Source organism: Nocardioides alpinus, from assembly GCF_900112035.1.
Taxonomy (GTDB): domain Bacteria; phylum Actinomycetota; class Actinomycetes; order Propionibacteriales; family Nocardioidaceae; genus Nocardioides; species Nocardioides alpinus.
In genome coordinates, this window is sequence record NZ_FOKC01000008.1 from 1 (window position 1) to 16,483 (window position 16,483).

Annotated in this window: 16 protein-coding genes and 1 pseudogene; 9 read left to right on the top strand and 8 right to left on the bottom strand. The window is 72.9% G+C overall.

Annotated elements, in window-relative coordinates; genetic code table 11:
- The first annotated feature begins 400 nt into the window (after positions 1 to 400).
- Positions 401 to 1,132, top strand: coding sequence for a polyprenyl diphosphate synthase (uppS, locus tag BM127_RS15360; RefSeq protein WP_091199902.1), 732 nt, complete (start codon positions 401 to 403; stop codon positions 1,130 to 1,132).
- 36 nt (positions 1,133 to 1,168) lie between these two features.
- Here the strand turns inward: uppS and BM127_RS15365 are convergent, their stop codons facing one another.
- The gene (locus BM127_RS15365) at positions 1,169 to 1,906 is read right to left on the bottom strand and encodes an alpha/beta hydrolase (protein WP_198554230.1); all 738 of its coding nucleotides are present in this window, start codon (positions 1,904 to 1,906) and stop codon (positions 1,169 to 1,171) included.
- A gap of 146 nt (positions 1,907 to 2,052) precedes the next feature.
- Here BM127_RS15365 and BM127_RS22880 point away from each other — a divergent pair.
- From BM127_RS22880 to BM127_RS15380, 3 genes and pseudogenes are all read left to right on the top strand, one after another.
- Positions 2,053 to 2,313: pseudogene (locus BM127_RS22880) on the top strand (VOC family protein); the annotation flags it as partial.
- Between the two features lie 34 nt (positions 2,314 to 2,347).
- Positions 2,348 to 2,722, top strand: a complete 375-nt coding sequence (locus BM127_RS15375) for a nuclear transport factor 2 family protein (RefSeq protein WP_091199903.1) — start codon at positions 2,348 to 2,350, stop codon at positions 2,720 to 2,722.
- 4 nt (positions 2,723 to 2,726) lie between these two features.
- Positions 2,727 to 3,233: a GNAT family N-acetyltransferase gene (locus BM127_RS15380; RefSeq protein ID WP_091199904.1), complete on the top strand. Its 507-nt coding sequence runs from the start codon at positions 2,727 to 2,729 to the stop codon at positions 3,231 to 3,233.
- Between the two features lie 43 nt (positions 3,234 to 3,276).
- On the opposite strand, the gene BM127_RS15385 is transcribed toward BM127_RS15380, so the two are convergent.
- From BM127_RS15385 to BM127_RS15395, 3 genes are read right to left on the bottom strand one after another with little or no spacing between them, the layout of a single operon-like run.
- Positions 3,277 to 4,308: an SIS domain-containing protein gene (locus BM127_RS15385; RefSeq protein WP_091199905.1), complete on the bottom strand. Its 1,032-nt coding sequence runs from the start codon at positions 4,306 to 4,308 to the stop codon at positions 3,277 to 3,279.
- 18 nt (positions 4,309 to 4,326) lie between these two features.
- A complete protein-coding gene (locus BM127_RS15390; RefSeq protein ID WP_091199906.1) occupies positions 4,327 to 4,503 on the bottom strand; it encodes a Trm112 family protein in 177 nt (58 codons plus the stop codon).
- A 24-nt stretch (positions 4,504 to 4,527) separates the two neighbouring features.
- Positions 4,528 to 4,890, bottom strand: a complete 363-nt coding sequence (locus BM127_RS15395) for a DUF3499 domain-containing protein (protein ID WP_091199907.1) — start codon at positions 4,888 to 4,890, stop codon at positions 4,528 to 4,530.
- Positions 4,891 to 4,939: 49 nt separating this feature from the next.
- Between BM127_RS15395 and BM127_RS15400 the strand changes: the two genes are divergently transcribed.
- On the top strand, positions 4,940 to 5,389 hold the full coding sequence (locus BM127_RS15400; protein WP_231263221.1) for a metallopeptidase family protein: 450 nt from the start codon (positions 4,940 to 4,942) through the stop codon (positions 5,387 to 5,389).
- Positions 5,390 to 5,405: 16 nt separating this feature from the next.
- On the opposite strand, the gene BM127_RS15405 is transcribed toward BM127_RS15400, so the two are convergent.
- The 3 genes from BM127_RS15405 to BM127_RS15415 are packed head-to-tail and all read right to left on the bottom strand — an operon-like array spanning position 5,406 to position 10,061.
- Complete coding sequence (locus BM127_RS15405) at positions 5,406 to 6,800, bottom strand: DUF5719 family protein (RefSeq protein WP_139227752.1); 1,395 nt, start codon at positions 6,798 to 6,800, stop codon at positions 5,406 to 5,408.
- Entirely contained in the window at positions 6,793 to 9,753 is a 2,961-nt protein-coding gene (locus BM127_RS15410) for a glycosyltransferase family 2 protein (RefSeq protein WP_091199909.1), read from the bottom strand. Before BM127_RS15410 ends, BM127_RS15405 begins: the two co-directional genes overlap by 8 nt.
- 50 nt (positions 9,754 to 9,803) lie before the next feature.
- Complete coding sequence (locus BM127_RS15415; protein ID WP_091199910.1) at positions 9,804 to 10,061, bottom strand: WhiB family transcriptional regulator; 258 nt, start codon at positions 10,059 to 10,061, stop codon at positions 9,804 to 9,806.
- Positions 10,062 to 10,189: 128 nt separating this feature from the next.
- Between BM127_RS15415 and cofD the strand changes: the two genes are divergently transcribed.
- The 4 genes from cofD to BM127_RS15435 all read left to right on the top strand — a co-directional run bounded on the left by cofD (position 10,190) and on the right by BM127_RS15435 (position 13,699).
- On the top strand, positions 10,190 to 11,230 hold the full coding sequence (cofD, locus tag BM127_RS15420; RefSeq protein WP_091199911.1) for a 2-phospho-L-lactate transferase: 1,041 nt from the start codon (positions 10,190 to 10,192) through the stop codon (positions 11,228 to 11,230).
- On the top strand, positions 11,227 to 12,138 hold the full coding sequence (gene cofE, locus BM127_RS15425; protein WP_091199912.1) for a coenzyme F420-0:L-glutamate ligase: 912 nt from the start codon (positions 11,227 to 11,229) through the stop codon (positions 12,136 to 12,138). The genes cofD and cofE overlap by 4 nt, the downstream gene beginning before the upstream one ends.
- Before the next feature lie 89 nt (positions 12,139 to 12,227).
- Positions 12,228 to 12,965 (top strand): DUF3105 domain-containing protein, encoded by a 738-nt coding sequence (locus BM127_RS15430; RefSeq protein ID WP_091199913.1) that lies wholly within the window; start codon positions 12,228 to 12,230, stop codon positions 12,963 to 12,965.
- 20 nt (positions 12,966 to 12,985) lie between these two features.
- The gene (locus tag BM127_RS15435) at positions 12,986 to 13,699 is read left to right on the top strand and encodes a TIGR03089 family protein (RefSeq protein WP_091199914.1); all 714 of its coding nucleotides are present in this window, start codon (positions 12,986 to 12,988) and stop codon (positions 13,697 to 13,699) included.
- A gap of 15 nt (positions 13,700 to 13,714) precedes the next feature.
- On the opposite strand, the gene BM127_RS15440 is transcribed toward BM127_RS15435, so the two are convergent.
- Positions 13,715 to 16,435 carry an FG-GAP-like repeat-containing protein gene (locus BM127_RS15440; protein WP_091199915.1) on the bottom strand — a complete coding sequence of 907 codons (2,721 nt, stop codon included), beginning with the start codon at positions 16,433 to 16,435 and terminating at the stop codon, positions 13,715 to 13,717.
- Between the last annotated feature and the right edge of the window lie 48 nt (positions 16,436 to 16,483).

The window sequence follows — 16,483 nt, forward strand, 5'->3', positions numbered from 1 at the left end:
GTCATCCTCCGCGACACGACGTGCGTGTTCCCGTGGTGCACCCGACCCGCACGAGGCTGCGACATCGACCACATCACCGCCTACGACCATCAAGCTGACACCGAACACCGGCCACAACCCGGCCCAACAGACACCCGCAACCTCGCGGCACTCTGCCGGTTCCACCACCGCCTCAAAACCCACACGGCCTGGCGCTACGAGATGACCGAACCCGGCACCTTCGTCTGGACCAGCGCCCACAGCCACCGCTTCGCCCGAGACCGAGACGGCAGCACCGCACTCGACCCACCCGAACCACCCGGCCTTCCACGACCCCGCCGACCATGAACCCGCCCCACACCCCGCCGACACCACCTTGGCGGGGCCACAGGCATGTCCGGACTTCGTACAAGATGGACCTGTGTCCACCACCCAGGCCTCTGAGCCCGACGGCGCCGTGTCCCTGATGCCGCGCCACGTCGGCGTCGTGATGGACGGCAACCGTCGATGGGCACGACGCGCGCGACTGTCGAGTGCGAGCGAAGGACACCGCCGAGGCGCCGACCACATCGAAGATCTCCTCCGGTGGTGCGACGACCGACGGATAGAGCACCTGACGGTCTACGTCCTCTCTGCCGACAACATCCGCAAGAGATCGAGCGCCGAGATCGGGTTCCTCTTCGGGCTCGTCACCGACGTGCTCCCCACTCTCATCACCCGAGCAGGCACGTGGTCCCTCCACGTCACGGGTGACACAGGGCTGTTGCCCGAACGTGCCGCGGAGTCCCTGCGCCGAGCGGAGGAGCAGACGGCGGACCGCCCGTCCCACCTGACGCTGGCCATCGGCTACGACGGACGCGAGGACATCGTCGCCGGGATCCGTCGCGCGGTGCGCGAGGGCGCCCTCGATCCGTTGCACGAGCTCGAACCGGACGCGATCACCTCGCGACTCAGTGGCGGACCGGTCAAGGAGATCGACCTCGTCATCCGCACCAGCGGTGAGCAGAGGCTCTCCGGCTTCTGCCCCTGGCAGACCGCGCATGCCGAGGTCCACGTCAGCGACAGGCTGTGGCCGGACTTCGGGGAGCAGGACTTCGACGCTGCGCTCGCCCAGTTCCACGCGGCGAGCGAGCGGGCCCGGCGACACGGATGACACACCACCCGCCACCCACGGACGGCGGGGCCATGGTCAGGTCCGAGGTGTGGCTGGCCCGTCGAGGAACGCCACGATCGAGCTCCAGTAGCCGGGGTCGTCGGAGATGGAGTTGTGGTCTGCCTCGGGGAACGAAGCGACGACCGGGTCCGACAAGGACCCGACCAGCAGGTCGGTCCGCTCCGGTCGCACGATCTCGTCGCGCCCTGCCCGGACGACCAGGACAGGTGCTTCCAGGCTGGCCGCGACGGCGGCGGAGTCCCAGTGGTCCTCGATCAGCCGCGCGACCGGCAGACCGGGGAACAGGTCCATCGCCGTTGCCGCCAGGCTGTCGAACGGCGTGACCAGGACGACGTGCTCGACGGTCCGCTGGGTGGCGACGTGCACGGCGACCCCACTGCCGAGGCTCCTGCCGATGACGTCCACCGGCGCGCCGGGGTGACGTTCGCCCACGTGGTCGACCAGCGCCACGGCGTCGGCGCTCAGGGCGCGCTGACTCGGCTGCCCGTCGCTGGCGCCGTAGCCGCGGTAGGCCATCAGATAGGTCGTGTGGTCCGGGAAGAGGTCGGCCATGACCTCGCGCCACAGGTCGAGTCGCTCGCCGTTGCCGCCGAAGTAGACGAGCACCCGCGTACGGCCGGGGTTGACCACCCATCCGCGCAGGACCGCCCCGTCGACGTCCAGCTCGTGCATCGAGTCGTCGACCGCGACCCGGGTGCCGCGTCGCGGGTAGATCAGCTCCCTCGCGAGGGGAGCCAGCAGAGCATCGAGCACGACCACACCCTAGGGCCCGTTGCCAGACGCCACCGCGCCTCGGACCGCTGCGGGGTTAGCGTGACCGCGTGACCGCCTTCGTGAAGTCCGTGACCTTCGACTGCCACGACCCGCTCGCGCTCGCAGCCTTCTGAGCAGCCGCGCTCGGCTCGACCGTCGACGAGGACAGCACCCCCGAGAAGGCGTGGGTCGAGCCGGCGGGATGGGGCGGCCCGACCCTCTGGTTCCAGCGCGTCCCGGAGCCCAAGGTCGCCAAGAACCGCCAGCACTTCGACCTGCGCGCAGCAGGGCCCCTCGAGGTCGAGCGCGACCGACTCGTGGCTTTGGGCGCGCGGGTGGTCCGCCGGGCCGACGACCTGTTCGTCATGCTGGACCCCGAGGGCAACGAGTTCTGCCTGGAGACCTGACCCCACCGTCGGACGCAGTCGCCACACTGTCCCCATGGACGCAGCCGCCCTTCTAGCCCGCCTCGCGCAGGTGATCGACGCGCACGACTGGGGCGCGCTTGCTGCCCTGCTGCACCCCGACTTCACCTGCCGACTGGTCCACACCGGCGAGGTCTTCGACCGCGACCGGTGGGTGCGGCTCAACGCCGACTATCCCGGCTTCCAGCGCCTCCTCGCCCAGGACCTCGTCGTCGACGGCGACCGCGGCGTGCTGCGCGCCGAGGTCGCCGGGACCGGACCGGACGGCTCCGAGCAGGTCCTCGCCGTCGCCAGCTTCGCGACCGTCCGCGACGGTCTCATCGTCGAGCTCACCGAGGTCTGGGCCGACGTCGACCAGGCACCGCCCGAGGGCACCCGGCCACTAGCCTGACCCGGTGCTGCCCGAGCCCACCGCGCGACTGCGCTTCCGCCCGATGACGATGGCCGACCTGGACGACATGACGGCGGTCCTCTCCGCGCCGGACCCGGTGCGGGTCGACCGTCCCGCCAGGAGCCGCGACGACGCCGTCCGCTGGATCGAGTGGCAGGAGCGCAACTACGCCGCGCACGACTTCGGCCTGTGGGTCGTCGAGACCCACGACGGCGAGTTCGTCGGCGACTGCGGGCTCACCGTGCAGGACGTCGAGGGCACGCCCCACGTCGAGGTCGGCTACCACGTCATGCCGGGGCTGCGCCGTCACGGATACGCCACCGAGGCCGCGACCGCCGTACGCGACTGTGCCGCCGCCGCCGGCATCGAGCACCTGGTCGCGCTCATCCGCCCGGAGAACCTCCCCTCGCAGGGGGTCGCGCGCAAGCTCGGCATGCACGTCGAGCGGACGGCACACGTCCACGGCGGCAGCGCACTGGTGCTCGGGATGCGACTGCACCGGGCCTCGTGAGTCGCGACGCGACCTCCTCGACCACCTCGATCACCGCGGTCCGTCAGTCGTCGACGAGCCCCACGCGCAGGTACTCGGCGGCATAGGTCCCGGCCAGCAGCAGCGAGGCGTAGCGCGCCACCTCGGCGTCGGCGTCGGTGTCGAGCGTCTCGACCCGCACGCCGTGCCGGGCCGCGGCCGCGCGCAGCTGCCCCGCCTGCTCGCGTACGACGGGGTCGTCGGAGCGGTCGTCGAGGATCAGCAGCAGCGGGCGCAGGTCGGCCTGCTCCTCCGCGAACGGGTCGGCGAAGACGTCGTGCGGCTTGGTCGCCTCGATGACGGGCAGCAGGTGCTCGGCGTCGCCGGCGATGGCCGAACGACCGCTGGTGCGACGCAGCCCCTCCGCCAGCCGGCGGGCAGCGCGAGCCGCGAGGACCGAGCCGCCCCACACCAGCGGGTTGGTGTCGGCCATCGCGATCGCCAGCATCTTCGCCGGGTTGACCGCGAGGTCGTGGTGGGGCGAGCAGCTGGTCGCGACCTGGTCGAGGGACTCGGCCACCGACTCCGCGTCGGCCCGGGGGCCGAGGTGGACGTGGGCGAGGTAGTCGAGCATGACCACGGCAGTGGCGAGCTGGTCGCCGGTCACCGTCGGCAGCACCGTGACGTGGCGGCCGGCCGCGTGCTCGCCGACCAGTGACCGCGCGGGGCAGGCGACGACGACCTGGCACCCGCGGCGCACGGCCTCGGCGACGGCGGACGCCGACCCGTGGTCGTTGCCCTCCGGTGCCAGCATCACGACGAGGTCCAGCGAGCCGGCCCAGCCGGGCAGGCCGGGATTGGGCCAGGCGACGAACGGCACCGGGCACCACGGCTCGAGCACCGCCCGCAGCAGGCGCGAGTCCGGGCCGGCGGCGATGACGGCGCGCGGACGCTCCCCGTCGCGGCCCTGCGCGATCAGCTCGGCCGTCGCGCTCGCGGCCTCGTGGGCCTCGCGCCGCACCCGGGCGCCGCTCTCGGCCAGCGTGCGCAACCGCAGGTCCACCGTCTCCAGCACTCCGGCGTCATCGAGCCGGGCCTCGTCGAACCACGTCGCCACAGCTGGATTCCTCAGTGCTCAGGCGGGCTTGCGGGCCTCGTCGACCAGCAGCACCGGGATGTCGTCGCGGACGGGATAGGCATTGCCGCACCCCTGGCAGACCAGCTCGTCGGCACCGTCCACGACAGCTGCCGCCAGCTCACCGTGGCAGGCCGGGCAGACGATGATGCTCAACAGCTGCGGGTCGATGTTCACGCCGATGATCCTAGGGGTGGTCGATCAGTCGGTCGACGAGAGGACCCGCAGGTGGCCACGCTTGGCACCGCGGCTCGGGTCGTCCGTCGAGTGCAGCGGGACCGGCGCCGGAGCAGGTCGACCGGCCTCGCGGACCGCGTCAGCCAACGCGAGGAGGTCGTCGGTGCTCGGACCCTGTGCACGGGGGTCCGGGGCGAGCCGCATCACCTCCCAGCCACGCGGCGCGGAGAGGCGCTCGCTGTGGAGCTCGCACAGGTCGTAGGCGTGCGGCTCGGCGTACGTCGCCAGCGGCCCGAGGACCGCGGTCTGGTCGGCGTAGACGTACGTCAGCGTGTTGACCGCAGAACGGCCACACGCCGTGCGCGAACAACGACGGGCAAGGCTCACGCCGGTGACGCTACCCGCCGGAGGCACGCCCGGCGCTTAGGCTCGCGGCGTGGACGACGTGGGCACGACTCCTCGCGGCAAGCCCAAGGTGCGCGACCGCCGCGGTCGCGGCATGCGCGGACCGGGCGTCGCACCGGCCGTGCCCGGCACCCCCGCGCTGCGCACCGCCCGGCAGAGGTTCGACCAGCTCGTGCTCGACGTGGTCACCCCGCTCGACGAGCGCTGGCAGCGCCACCTCGGCCTGGTCGAGTACGCCGTCGAGGACACGCCGATGCTGCCCGACGACTGGGGCGACGAGACGGTGCCGCTCTCCTCGCTCGTGCGCGGCAAGGGGCAGGACGCCACCCGGCTGGTGCTCTTCCGCCGTCCGATCGAGCACCGCTCGACCAGCCGCGACGAGCTCGAGGCCATGGTGCACACGGTGGTCGTCGAGCAGCTCGCGGAGCTGCTCGGCCTCCCGCCCGGCCAGGTCGACGAGCGCTACGGCGACGAGGGCTAGGTGTGCTCGGGCGCTGCTAGCGCTGGGCCGGTCGCACGTCCGGCACCAGGCTCGTGGTCTCCAGCTGCACGAGCGGCTGCAGCGACAGTCCACGGTCGTCGACCTCGAGCGACAGCACGGCTCCGGTCCGATCGAGCGAGACGTGCGCGAGCACGGCCTCGTCGGGCAGCCGGATCCGGGCCGCGGTCGCCGGGTCGACCTCGACGCGACGCTCGTTGACGACGGCGCTGCCGTCCTCGTCCCAGGCCTGCAGGGTGAGCACGCCGGGAGCATCGGCGCCCGCCACGACCAGTCGCTTCGAGCCGGATGGGAGGGCGAGCGCGGACTCGCTCGACACCGTCGAGCCGGCGACTGCGAAGGCCAGGTCGCCGGGGGTCTGCGTCCGCAGGCTGGCCGTGACCGGTCCGGTCGCCTCGAGCCGCAGGGCCTGCACGCCCTCGGCCGTGCGGCCGCGCAGCACGCCGCTGAGGTCGATCTCGCTCACCGACGCCGGCGCGAGGGTGACCTCCTCGACGCCCGACGGCGCGAACTCGCTGTCCTCGCTGACCAGCTTGAGCGTGACCCGCACCTCGCTGTCGCCCGGGTTGGCGAGGGTGAGGGTGCGATCGGCGGGCGCGGTGCCCACCCCGACGACGTACGACGTCGCGGCGGGCGCGGCCTGCGCGTGGAGCCACTCGCGGACGGGCCGGTCGCGGCCGACAGGGTCCAGCACGTCGACCACGCTGGCGGCCAGCCGCCCGCGGGACACGCTGACCCGGATCGCGAGGGCGTCGCGGTTGGGGGTGACCTCGGACAGGTCGAAGGAGGTCGAGCGCCCGCCCGGCACCCGGACCCCGCGCAGCGCAGGGACGTCGACGAGCCCGCTGCCGTCCCAGACGGTGACGTCGGCGACCGCCGGACCCTTGTCGGGGTTGATGAGGGTCAGCGTGGAGGTGTGCTCGGCGGACGCCCCCAGGCCGGTGAACCAGCGCTCGGGTGCGGGCTGCTCGCAGCCGACGGCCGAGCCGGCACCCGACCGGGTCGCCACCAGCCCCACGGCGAGGTCGCCACTGCCGTTGACGACGACGTACTGCCGCTCGCTGCGCGCGGCGACGCCGTTGTCGAGGGTCTCGGTGTCGTCCGCACGGCCGATCCGCAGCGCGACGTCACCCGAGGCGAGGCTCGTGCTGCCGAGCTGGAGCGCGTCGGCGCCCGGCAGCCGCGGAGGGCAGACCGCGGTCGTCCGGTCGAGCGGCGCGGCCGCAGGGGCCGAGGTGGTGGTGGGCGTGTCGGCCGGGCGGACCAGGCCGAGGGCGGCCACGGTGAGGAGCGGGATGGCGACTGCGAGCAGGGTCAGCGGGGACGGGCGACGGCTGGTCGCCTCGGCGACCCGGCGCCGGCCGCCGCCGGGTGCAGGGGTGCGCTCAGTCATCGGACCGCCCACCTCTCCGTTGCCGCACGGTCGGGGCGGCCAGGACCAGCGCCGCGAGGATCGCGAGGCCCTGGACGACGAGGAGGGCCGTGCGCCACCACGACTCCGGGCCGTCGACCGCCGACGGGTCGAGCGGCCGGTCCACGCGCCAGGCGCGGGTGCTGCGGTCCTCGGCGCTGGCCTGGTCGAGGCCTGCCGTCGCGTCGAGCAGGGCCGAGACCCGACCGTCCGCGGGCGAGGTGAGCACGACGTACTCCACGCCGCGGGCACCGAGCGCCGCCACCACGCCGGGCGTGGGCGAGGAGACCAGCGCGCGGACCTCGTCGGTCAGCTCGGCGTCCTCGCCGGCGAGCGTCAGGACCTCGTCCTCCCCCACCGTGGTGCCGTCGTCGCGCCGGATGCGGTAGGTGATCCCGTCCTCGACCGAGCCGCCCAGCACGAGGACGCCGTGCTCCTGGCCGAGCAGCGAGCTCTGCTGCATGTAGACCGGCACCGACTGCTCCGCCTCGCGCGTCAGGGCGTTCTCCGGAGTGGTGAGCCACCAGCCCAGCCCGCCGAGCGGCACGAGGGCGGCGACGACGGCGAGGGTCGTCGCGAGGCCGCGCTGCCACCAGGGGTGGTGCTCGTCGAGGCGCCGCAGGTAGGCGTCGGCACCGAGCACGACCGCGACGATGGACGTCCCCTGGAGGATCACCACGAACAGTCCCAGGCTGGGCCGGGTGGTGACCGAGGGCAGGTCGAGCGTGACGTGCGACAGCACGCCGGAGACGAGGGCCGCAGCCAGTGCGACGAGCCAGCAGATGACGACCGGGACGCGCGTACGCCGCGGGATCAGCGCCGCGAACGCCAGCACGACGAGCACCACGCCGAGCCACTGCGGTGCGCCGAGGTCGTTGAGCCGGCCGGTCAGCAGGCCGTCGAAGGTCACCCGGTCGACGGTGAGGCGCCCCGCCTCCAGCAGGAGCCCGGCCGCCGAGCCGGTGGTGAGCAGCGGCACCAGCCACGGGGCCAGCAGCACCGGGGTGGCGGCCACCGCGACGACGGGTGGTCCCCAGCTGTCGCGCTCGCGCAGCAGGCGCGGGGAGATGACGGCGGCGGACCCGAGCACCACCCCGGTGGCGAGCAGGGCGAAGAGCCAGAGCCCGGGCACGAAGGCGGCGCCGAGGGCGAGCAGCAGCGCCGTTCGCCAGGCGGCCCGCCAGCGTCGGTCCCGGTCGGGGTCGACGAACCCGAGCGCCGCGTGCGCCGCCCACGGCAGCAGCGCCGCGACGGCGACGGTGCCGAAGCGGCCCTCACCCCAGGCGCCCGAGGTGACCGGCACGAGCGCATAGGTCAGCGCGCCCCAGACCACCAGCCAGCGCGGCAGCCCGAGCGGGTCGACGAGGTGGCCGACCACCTTGAGCAGCCGCCACGCCCCCCACGCGGCGATCGGCACGGCCAGCAGCATCAGGCCCGACACCACGGCGCCGGTGTGGCCGAGCAGGAACGAGGCAGCGAGCGCGAACGGCAGGACGTAGGCCGGGGCCGGCACGTCGGTGCCGGTGCCGAGCGGGAGCCACGTCGCGGTATGGAGCTGCCACCAGTCGGCGGCCGCGGCGGGCACCGGCGACAGCGCGCCACCGGTGATCGAGCCGAACGCCTCGCGACCGGCGAGCAGGGCGAGCACCCCGAAGAGCACGAGCACGACGGCGACCGGGTTGGTGAAGAACCGGGCCACGAGGCCGGTGTCGGTGAGGTAGGCGTCCTCGTCGTCCTCCGCGGACGACCCGGACGACCCGGACGAGGCGGCCGTGCCGCGGCGCTCGCCCCGGCCGGCGGCCGTGCCCGGCGCCCTGGCGAGGCGCCGGCGCTCGGCCACGTCCGCGGCCTGGCTGGTCGCGGCCGACGCGAGGTCGGTGACCACGTCGAGGCCGTGGCGGTAGGGCAGCCAGCGCGGCGCCAGCAGTCGTCGTACGGCCTCCTGCTGAGGGGGCTCGCTCCCACGGCGCGCGGCCCGCTCGCGTCGTGCGGCCAGCACCTGGCGGGGCCGGCCGTGGACCGACAGCACCGCGGCGAGCTCGTCGAGCGCCTCCCCCACCGAGCGCACGCCGAGGTAGCCCAGCACCCGGAGCAGCGAGCCGAGGAACAGGCGGACGTACTGCCAGGCGAACGCGCGCGAGGACACGTTGGCCAGCGAGGTGAAGAGCGCGGCCCGGCGCTCCTGGTAGTGGGTGTGGCGCCCGGTGAGCGGCGTACGGCGCACGCCCCGGTGGGCGGCCTCCGCGTGGAACACCACGGCCTGCGGCACGACCAGGGTCTGGTGCCCGGCCAGTGCGGCGCGCCAGCCGAAGTCGATGTCGTTGCCGAAGATCGGCAGCTCCTCGTCGAGCCCGCCCAGCGACTCCAGCACGTGCCGCTTCACCAGCATGCCGGCGGTGTTGACCGCCAGCACCTCGCGGACGGCGTCGTGCTGGCCCTGGTCGTACTCGCCGCGCTCCAGACCGGTCTCGCGGTGACCGGTGCCGGTGATGGTCAGACCGACCTCGAGGAGCCGGCGCAGCGAGGGCCACTCACGCAGCTTCGGCCCCAGGATCGCGGCGTCCGGGTGCTCGCCCGCCGCCGCGAGCAGCTCGCCCAGCGCGTCGGGATCAGGGTTGCTGTCGTCGTGGAGGAGCCAGATCCACTCGTGCTCGTCGTCCGACGGCGGCGCCGGTGGGACGAGGTCGAGCGCGTGGCGCACGGCGGCGGGATAGCTCACCGAGCCGGGGACCACGTCGAGCACCAGGCGGCCTGAGGCCTCGTCGAGGCCGGCACTGCCGAGCGCGTCACGGATGAGGGCGACGCTGTCGTCGCGGCTCGTGGTGTCGACGACTGCGACGCGGTCGACCGGGAGCGTCTGCCCGGTCAGACCTGCCAGAACTGCTGGGAGCCATCGCGCCCCGTCATGGCTGACGAGAAGCGCAGTGACGGACACCGGAGCACCTTAGCGAGGGGCCCCGCGCCGCCGAAAATGGCGGGAAAGCGTCAGACGGCGCGCTTCTTGAGCTTGCGGCGCTCGCGCTCGGACAGACCGCCCCAGATGCCGAAGCGCTCGTCGTTCATCAGTGCGGACTCGAGGCAGTCGTCGCGGACCTCGCACGTCAGGCAGACCTTCTTGGCCTCCCGGGTCGATCCGCCCTTCTCGGGGAAGAACGCCTCAGGATCCGTCTGCGCGCACAGGGCACGGTCCTGCCAACCGAGCTCCTCGCCCTCGGGTTCGAGGAGAAACAGTTCTGCTCTCATGGTGGTAAGCCCTTTCGACCCGGCTGACGACGAACAACCCAACGACACTGTGGGAATTACATGCCTGTCGTTCCCGTAAGTCAAGCCCGGATCTGATATGCGCGTTCCCCTTCCGGCAGGCTGTCCTTATGCCATCATCCCCGCTGCCGCTCCGTCGTATCACCGTCCTCTCCGGCGGCGTCGGCGGGGCCCGCTTCCTCCAGGGCCTCCTGCACGGCCTGCGCACCGGCGTCGTGCCGGGTGGGTCCGCCGACACCGAGGTCACGGTCGTGGCCAACACCGCCGACGACTGGTGGATCCACGGGCTCAAGGTGTGCCCCGACCTCGACACCGTGATGTACACCCTCGGTGAGGGCATCGACGTCGAGCGCGGCTGGGGTCGCCGCGAGGAGACGTGGAGCGCCAAGACCGAGCTGGAGGCCTACGGCGTGGAGCCGACGTGGTTCGGCCTGGGCGACCGCGACATCGCCACGCACCTCGTCCGCACCCAGATGCTCGAGGCCGGCTTCACGTTGTCGCAGGTGACCGAGGCCCTGTGCCGGCGCTGGCTGACACCCGCGCACGGGTCGAGCGTGCGCCTCCTGCCGATGAGCGACGACCGCGTCGAGACCCACATCGCGATCGCCGATCCCGACAGCGCGAGCGGCCGGTCGGTGATCCACTTCCAGGAGTACTGGGTGCGGCTGCGCGCCGCGGTGCCCGCCGAGGCCGTGCTGGTCGTCGGGCAGGACGCCGCGACTCCGGCGCCGGGGGTCCTGGCGGCCATCACGGAGGCCGACCTGGTGGTCCTGCCACCGTCCAACCCGGTCGTCTCCGTCGGCACGATCCTCGGGGTCCCCGGCATCCGCGACGCCCTCCGCGCCTCGGCGGCTCCCGTCGTCGGGCTCTCCCCCATCGTCGGCGACTCCCACGTGCACGGCATGGCCTCGCAGATGCTCACCAGCATCGGCGTCGAGGTCAGCGCGGGAGCGGTCGGCGTCCACTACGGCGCCCGGTCCGCGGGCGGGGTCATCGACGGCTGGCTGGTCGACAGCCGGGACGCCGCCCAGGTCCCGCGCCTCGAGCAGGCGGGCCTGCGCGCGCAGGCCGTCCCGCTCATGATGAGCGGGCTCGACGCGACGGCGGCCATGGCTGCCGCCGCCGTGTCGCTGGTGGCCGGGCCCGCGTGAGCGAGCGCAGCAGGCTGGAGGCGTGGGCACCGGACGGGCTGCCCGAGGTCCGTGCGGGTGACGACCTGGCGGCCCTGGTGCTCGCCGCCCTCGACGAGGGCCGCGACCTGGCCGACGGCGACGTCGTGTCGGTGACCAGCAAGATCGTGTCGAAGGCGGAGGGCCGGACCCGGATCGGCGACCGCGAGGCGGCGATCGACGAGGAGACGGTCCGCGTCGTCGCGCGTCGCGGCCCCACCCGGATCGTGCGCAACCGGCTCGGCCTGACCATGGCCGCCGCGGGCGTCGACGCCTCCAACGTCGCAGTGGGGTCGATCGTGCTGCTCCCGCTCGACCCCGACGGCTCCGCCCGCACCCTGCGTCGCGAGATCCGCCGGCGGACCGGCCTCAACGTCGGCGTCATCGTGACCGACACGTCCGGCCGGGCGTGGCGCGAGGGCCAGACCGACATCGCCATCGGCGCCGCCGGCGTCCGCGTGGCCGAGGACTTCGCCGGGCACACCGACGCGCACGGCAATCCCCTCGTGGTCACCCTCCCCGCCGTCGCCGACGAGCTTGCCGGTGCCGCCGAGCTGGTGCAGGGCAAGCTCGCGGCGCGACCGGTCGCGGTCCTGCGCGGGCGCGCCGACCTCGTGCTGCCGATCGGGCAGGACGGGCCGGGTGCCGCGTCGCTCGTGCGCCCCGACGGTGCCGACCTGTTCGGCTGGGGCGCCCGCGAGGCCGTCGTACGAGCGCTGGCGGGGGACGCCGCCGACCTCGTCCCGTTCGGCGAGCCCGCGCCGACCGTCGAGCTCGCCGCCGCCCTGGACCGGCTGCCGGACGGTGTGGACCGGACAGCCGTCGCGGCCGTCTGCTTCGCCCACGGCTGGCGGATCGAGGACTGGGAGGGCACGATCGACGGAGCCTGATGCGACGTCGTGTCCCGCGTCTCACCCGTGACTACGTAGACTCTGCCACCGCAGCCCCGCAGTCCGACGAACCGAGAGACACCAGCACCGTGGCCAAGCAGGAAAAGACCGACCGTCAGGCGGTCATCGACTCCATCCGCTCCAAGCAGTCAAAGTCCGAGAACCGGCGCGGCCTCGCGATCGTGGGCGTCTGCGTCCTCGTCGCCGTCCTCATCGTCGGAGCGGCGGCCTTCAAGCCGATCAAGGACTGGTACGACCTGCGGGCGTTCTCCTCGGACTCGCTGACCGACATCGGCGCGGAGGCCACCTCCTGCCAGGAGGTCATCACCAAGAAGGCCGACGGCAACCAGGACCACGTCGAGGTCGGCACCCCGATGACCTATCCCGACGCCCCGCCGGCCTTCGGCTCCCACTGGAACATGTGGGACACGATGGACCGCAAGCTCTACACCGAGTCGGACCGGCCCGAGCTCGGCGAGCTCGTGCACAACCTCGAGCACGGCTTCACGATCCTCTGGTACGACGAGACCATCGCCGACAGCTCCGAGAAGATGGACGAGCTGCGCGGGATCGCCTCCAAGCTCCAGGGCACCACCGACCTGCGTGACAAGTTCAAGGCCGTGCCGTGGACCTCCGCGGACGGCGAGGCCTTCCCCGAGGGCCAGCACGTCGCGTTCACGCACTGGTCGGTCGGCGGCTCCGGCGAGACCGACCCGGCCAAGCAGGTCGGCGTCTGGCAGTACTGCTCGGACCTCAGCGGTGCGGCCCTGGACACCTTCATGAAGGACTACCCCTACACGGACTCCCCCGAGCCCACGGTCGTCTGACCTGACGTGACCTCCCCCGCATGAGCACGTTCGCCGAGGTCCTGACCGCCCAGCTGCGCCGGGACCCCGGCCGGCCGCTGGTCACCTTCTACGACCACGCCACCGACGAGCGGGTCGAGCTGTCGGTGACGACGTACGCCAACTGGGTGGCCAAGGCGTCCGGGCTGCTGACCGACGTCGCCGACCTCGAGCGCGGGATGTCGCTGCGCATCGACCTCCCCCCGCACTGGCTCTCGACGGTCTTTCTCGGCGCGGCCTGGACCGTCGGCCTGCGGGTCACGACCTCCGACGCCCCGGACGCCGTCGTGTGCGGTCCCGAGGGCCTCGACGCGTGGGCACCGCGCGCCTCACGGCTGCCGGTCCTCGCGTGCAGCCTGCGCCCCCTCGGCGTACGTTTCGCCGAGCCGCTGCCCTACGGCGTGCTGGACGTCGGGGTCGAGATCTGGGGCCAGCCCGACGGGTTCGCCGCGTGGGACCCGCCCACCGGTGACGACCCGGCCACGGACGACCTCACCCAGGACCAGCTGTGGAGCAACGACCTGACGGCCGCCGTCGGGAGTTCTCTCACCGACGGCGGCCGTCTTCTGTCGGTGGCCGACCCGGCTTCCCCACCAGGAATGGCCACCTTCACCGAGCCCCTCGGAAGAGGAGGCTCGCTGGTCCTTGTCCGCCATCCCGACCCGGCCCGTCTCGACGGCGTCCATGACGCCGAACGCGTGACTGCCCGGGCCTGATCGCGGCCTGCTGCCTCACCCGGCCAGGTCGAAGGCCCCCATCCCCTCGCCCAGGAGGCGAGGATTCGAGACGCCCGACTTGCGGCCGCTGTAGACGTAGGCGCGCCCGGTCGTGCGGTCACGGACGACGTAGTCGTTGCGACCCTTGAGCGTCATGGCCTGGACGCCGAACACCCAGTCGAAGGCCGACAGGTCCGACGGCAGGCCGGCGGCCACGACGAGGCCGCCGCCCTTGACGGGCGCTGCGGGGCTGAAGCCGGAGCCGTTGCCGGCCCACACCATCAGGGTGGGCCCCGAGGTGCCGATCAGGTCGGGGATGCCGTCCCCGGTGACGTCACCGACGGCGGCGAGGCCGGTGATGGGACCCCAGCCGCTGCCCAGGACCCGGCCTGCGGCCAGCGCGCCCGCGCCGTTGCCGGCGTAGAACCAGAGCTGGCCCGAGGTGTCGCGGGCGAGCACGTCGCCGAAGCCGTCGCGATTGACGTCGCCGGCGTTGAGCAGCAGGTCCATCCCCGCGAACGAGACGCCCGTGTCGATGGGCGAGCCGAGCTCGAAGGTGTCGCGGTTGGCCACCACGACCAGCGTCTTGCCCGAGACCCCGATCAGGTCGCCGCCCGAACCGGCGACCAGCTGGGCCCCGGTGAGCATGCGCATGGACTTGAGGTTGGTCGTCGGCCCGAGCGCGGCGCCGTACGTCCCGTCCCCACGACCCGGGAGCATCCAGATGTTGCCGTTGGACGCGCGGGCGACCAGGTCCGAGCGACCGTCGCCGTTGAAGTCACCGCCGACGAGCCGGTTGTAGCCGGACCAGGAGCCGGCGACCCGCTTGGGCGCGGCGAAGCGGCCGGTGCCGTAGCCGGTCTGGAGGAGCACCCGGTTCTTGGTGCGCAGCAGGAGGTCGGCGCGACCGTCTCCGTTGACGTCGCCGGCGCCGATGAGCTGCCGGTAGTTGCCGTAGCCCTTGCGCGTCGCCTTGCGGTCGAAGCCGCCGCGACCGGTGGCGAGCAGGGTGGTCAGGCGTCCCTTGAAGCGGGCCACCAGGTCGTTGCGTCCGTCACCGTTGATGTCGCCGACCGCCGTGATGAGCGAGTAGCCGCGCAGCGACAGCTTCTTCCTGGTGTCGCCGAACTTCCCGTTGCCCTTGCCCGCCCGGATCCGGACGGCGCCGCCCTTGTCGGCGGTGACGAGGTCGGCCAGGCCGTCCCCGGTGAGGTCGGGCGAGACGATCACGTCCGCGCGCTTGTCCCAGCCGGACTTGCCGACCACGATGCGCTTCTGGAAGGACGTCAGGCCGCCGGTCGGGATGACGACGCCGCGACCGTCCGCGGCCCTACGGACCACGAGGTCCGGGTAGGGCGAGGCGTCGAGGTTGTTCTGCGGGCTCGGCTCCGACACCGCGACCGGCGCAGGTCCGACGGGCGTCACCGGTGCGACGGGCGCCGCCTGGGCGGCGTACTGCCGGATGAGCGGGAGCTGGGCGTAGAGGTACCTGCCCGGGCACGCGGTCGACCCGGCGTCGCGGTGACCGTTGATGGCCTGGAAGGTTCCCCGACCGATCGTCTGCGCGGTGGAGGCGGGGTTCACGCCGTGCAGCGAGAGCTTCCACGCGAAGAGCGCGCCGTAGGCCCGCAGCATCACGTCCGGCGGCTGCACGGTGTCGAAGTTGCCGATGGCCGACATCGCGAACGAGTAGTCGTTGTAGTTGAGCGTGTGGGCGCCCACGACGGGCTGGTCGATGCCGCCGTAGCGGCCCTCCCAGATCCGGCCGAACCGGTCGACGAGGAAGTTGTAGCCGATGTCGCTCCAGCCACGCGACTTCACGTGGTAGGCGTAGATGCTGCGCAGCAGTGCGGGGACCTGGGCCTCGGTGTAGTCGTTGGCGTTGACCGTGTGGTGGACGAAGCCGCCGCTGATCGTGCCGTAGCGCAGCGCGCTCTTGTTGCGGATGCTCTCGTCGGCACCCCACTGGGCGCGGGAGAAGATCGTGGGCTGGGCGGCGGCCTGCGCCTTGGCGCTGGTCGTCGCGGACTGGAGCGTGATGCCGTCGCCGTCCGAGCCCTCCATCGAGACGCTGCCGTCGTAGTCCTTGCCGGCAGACGTCGTCGCGCCGCCCTCGGCGGGGGCCTCGGTCTCGCTCGACCGGGCGGTGCCCGGGTCGACGAGCGCGAGGGAGAGGTCGTCGGGGAGGGTGACGCCGTCGGTGCTGGCCTTGACCTGCACGTCGTCGACCTCACCGACGAACATCGGCTCGGTGCCGGGGCGCGAGGACGCCGCCTCCGCGCTGCCGTCGTCGGGGCCGTGCTCGTCGTGGTACTCGAGCTCCTCCCAGTCGGTCCAGGAGTCACCGCTGCGGGTGCGGACCTTGAGCGAGATCTGGTCCTCCTCGAGGTCCTCGCCGTGCTCCCAGGTGACGCCGATCGCGGCGAAGCCGGTGACCGCCTGGGGCTTGCTCTGCACCCGGGCCTCGGTGGCACCACCGGCGACCGTACGGCCCTGCAGGCCGGCGAAGCTGCCGTCGGTGCCCGTCAGCGGCACCTCGGTGACCGTGGGTGTCACCGCACGGGTCGGCACGGTGGCCGACACCAGTGCTGCCCCTGCGGGGGGCTGCTGACCGGGGTGTCCACCGACGATGTCGAGGGAGACCACACCGGAGGCGGGCGTGAGGACGACGAGGACGACACCCAGGGCCAGCACCTGCTGGCAGAGGGTGACGAGTCGTGCCTGAAGAGGGCGCATGTCAGATCTACTCCTGTGTGGGGGAAGGTCACACAAGGCAGTACTTTC

Excerpts from the sequence above, each read along its gene's own strand:
- BM127_RS15375 (WP_091199903.1), top strand. The coding sequence starts at position 2,348 with ATGGACGCAGCCGCCCTTCTAGCCCGCCTCGCGCAGGTGATCGACGCG.
- BM127_RS15435 (WP_091199914.1), top strand. The coding sequence starts at position 12,986 with ATGAGCACGTTCGCCGAGGTCCTGACCGCCCAGCTGCGCCGGGACCCC.
- BM127_RS15440 (WP_091199915.1), bottom strand. The coding sequence starts at position 16,435 with ATGCGCCCTCTTCAGGCACGACTCGTCACCCTCTGCCAGCAGGTGCTG.
- BM127_RS15415 (WP_091199910.1), bottom strand. The coding sequence starts at position 10,061 with ATGAGAGCAGAACTGTTTCTCCTCGAACCCGAGGGCGAGGAGCTCGGT.
- cofD (WP_091199911.1), top strand. The coding sequence starts at position 10,190 with ATGCCATCATCCCCGCTGCCGCTCCGTCGTATCACCGTCCTCTCCGGC.
- BM127_RS15405 (WP_139227752.1), bottom strand. The coding sequence starts at position 6,800 with ATGACTGAGCGCACCCCTGCACCCGGCGGCGGCCGGCGCCGGGTCGCC.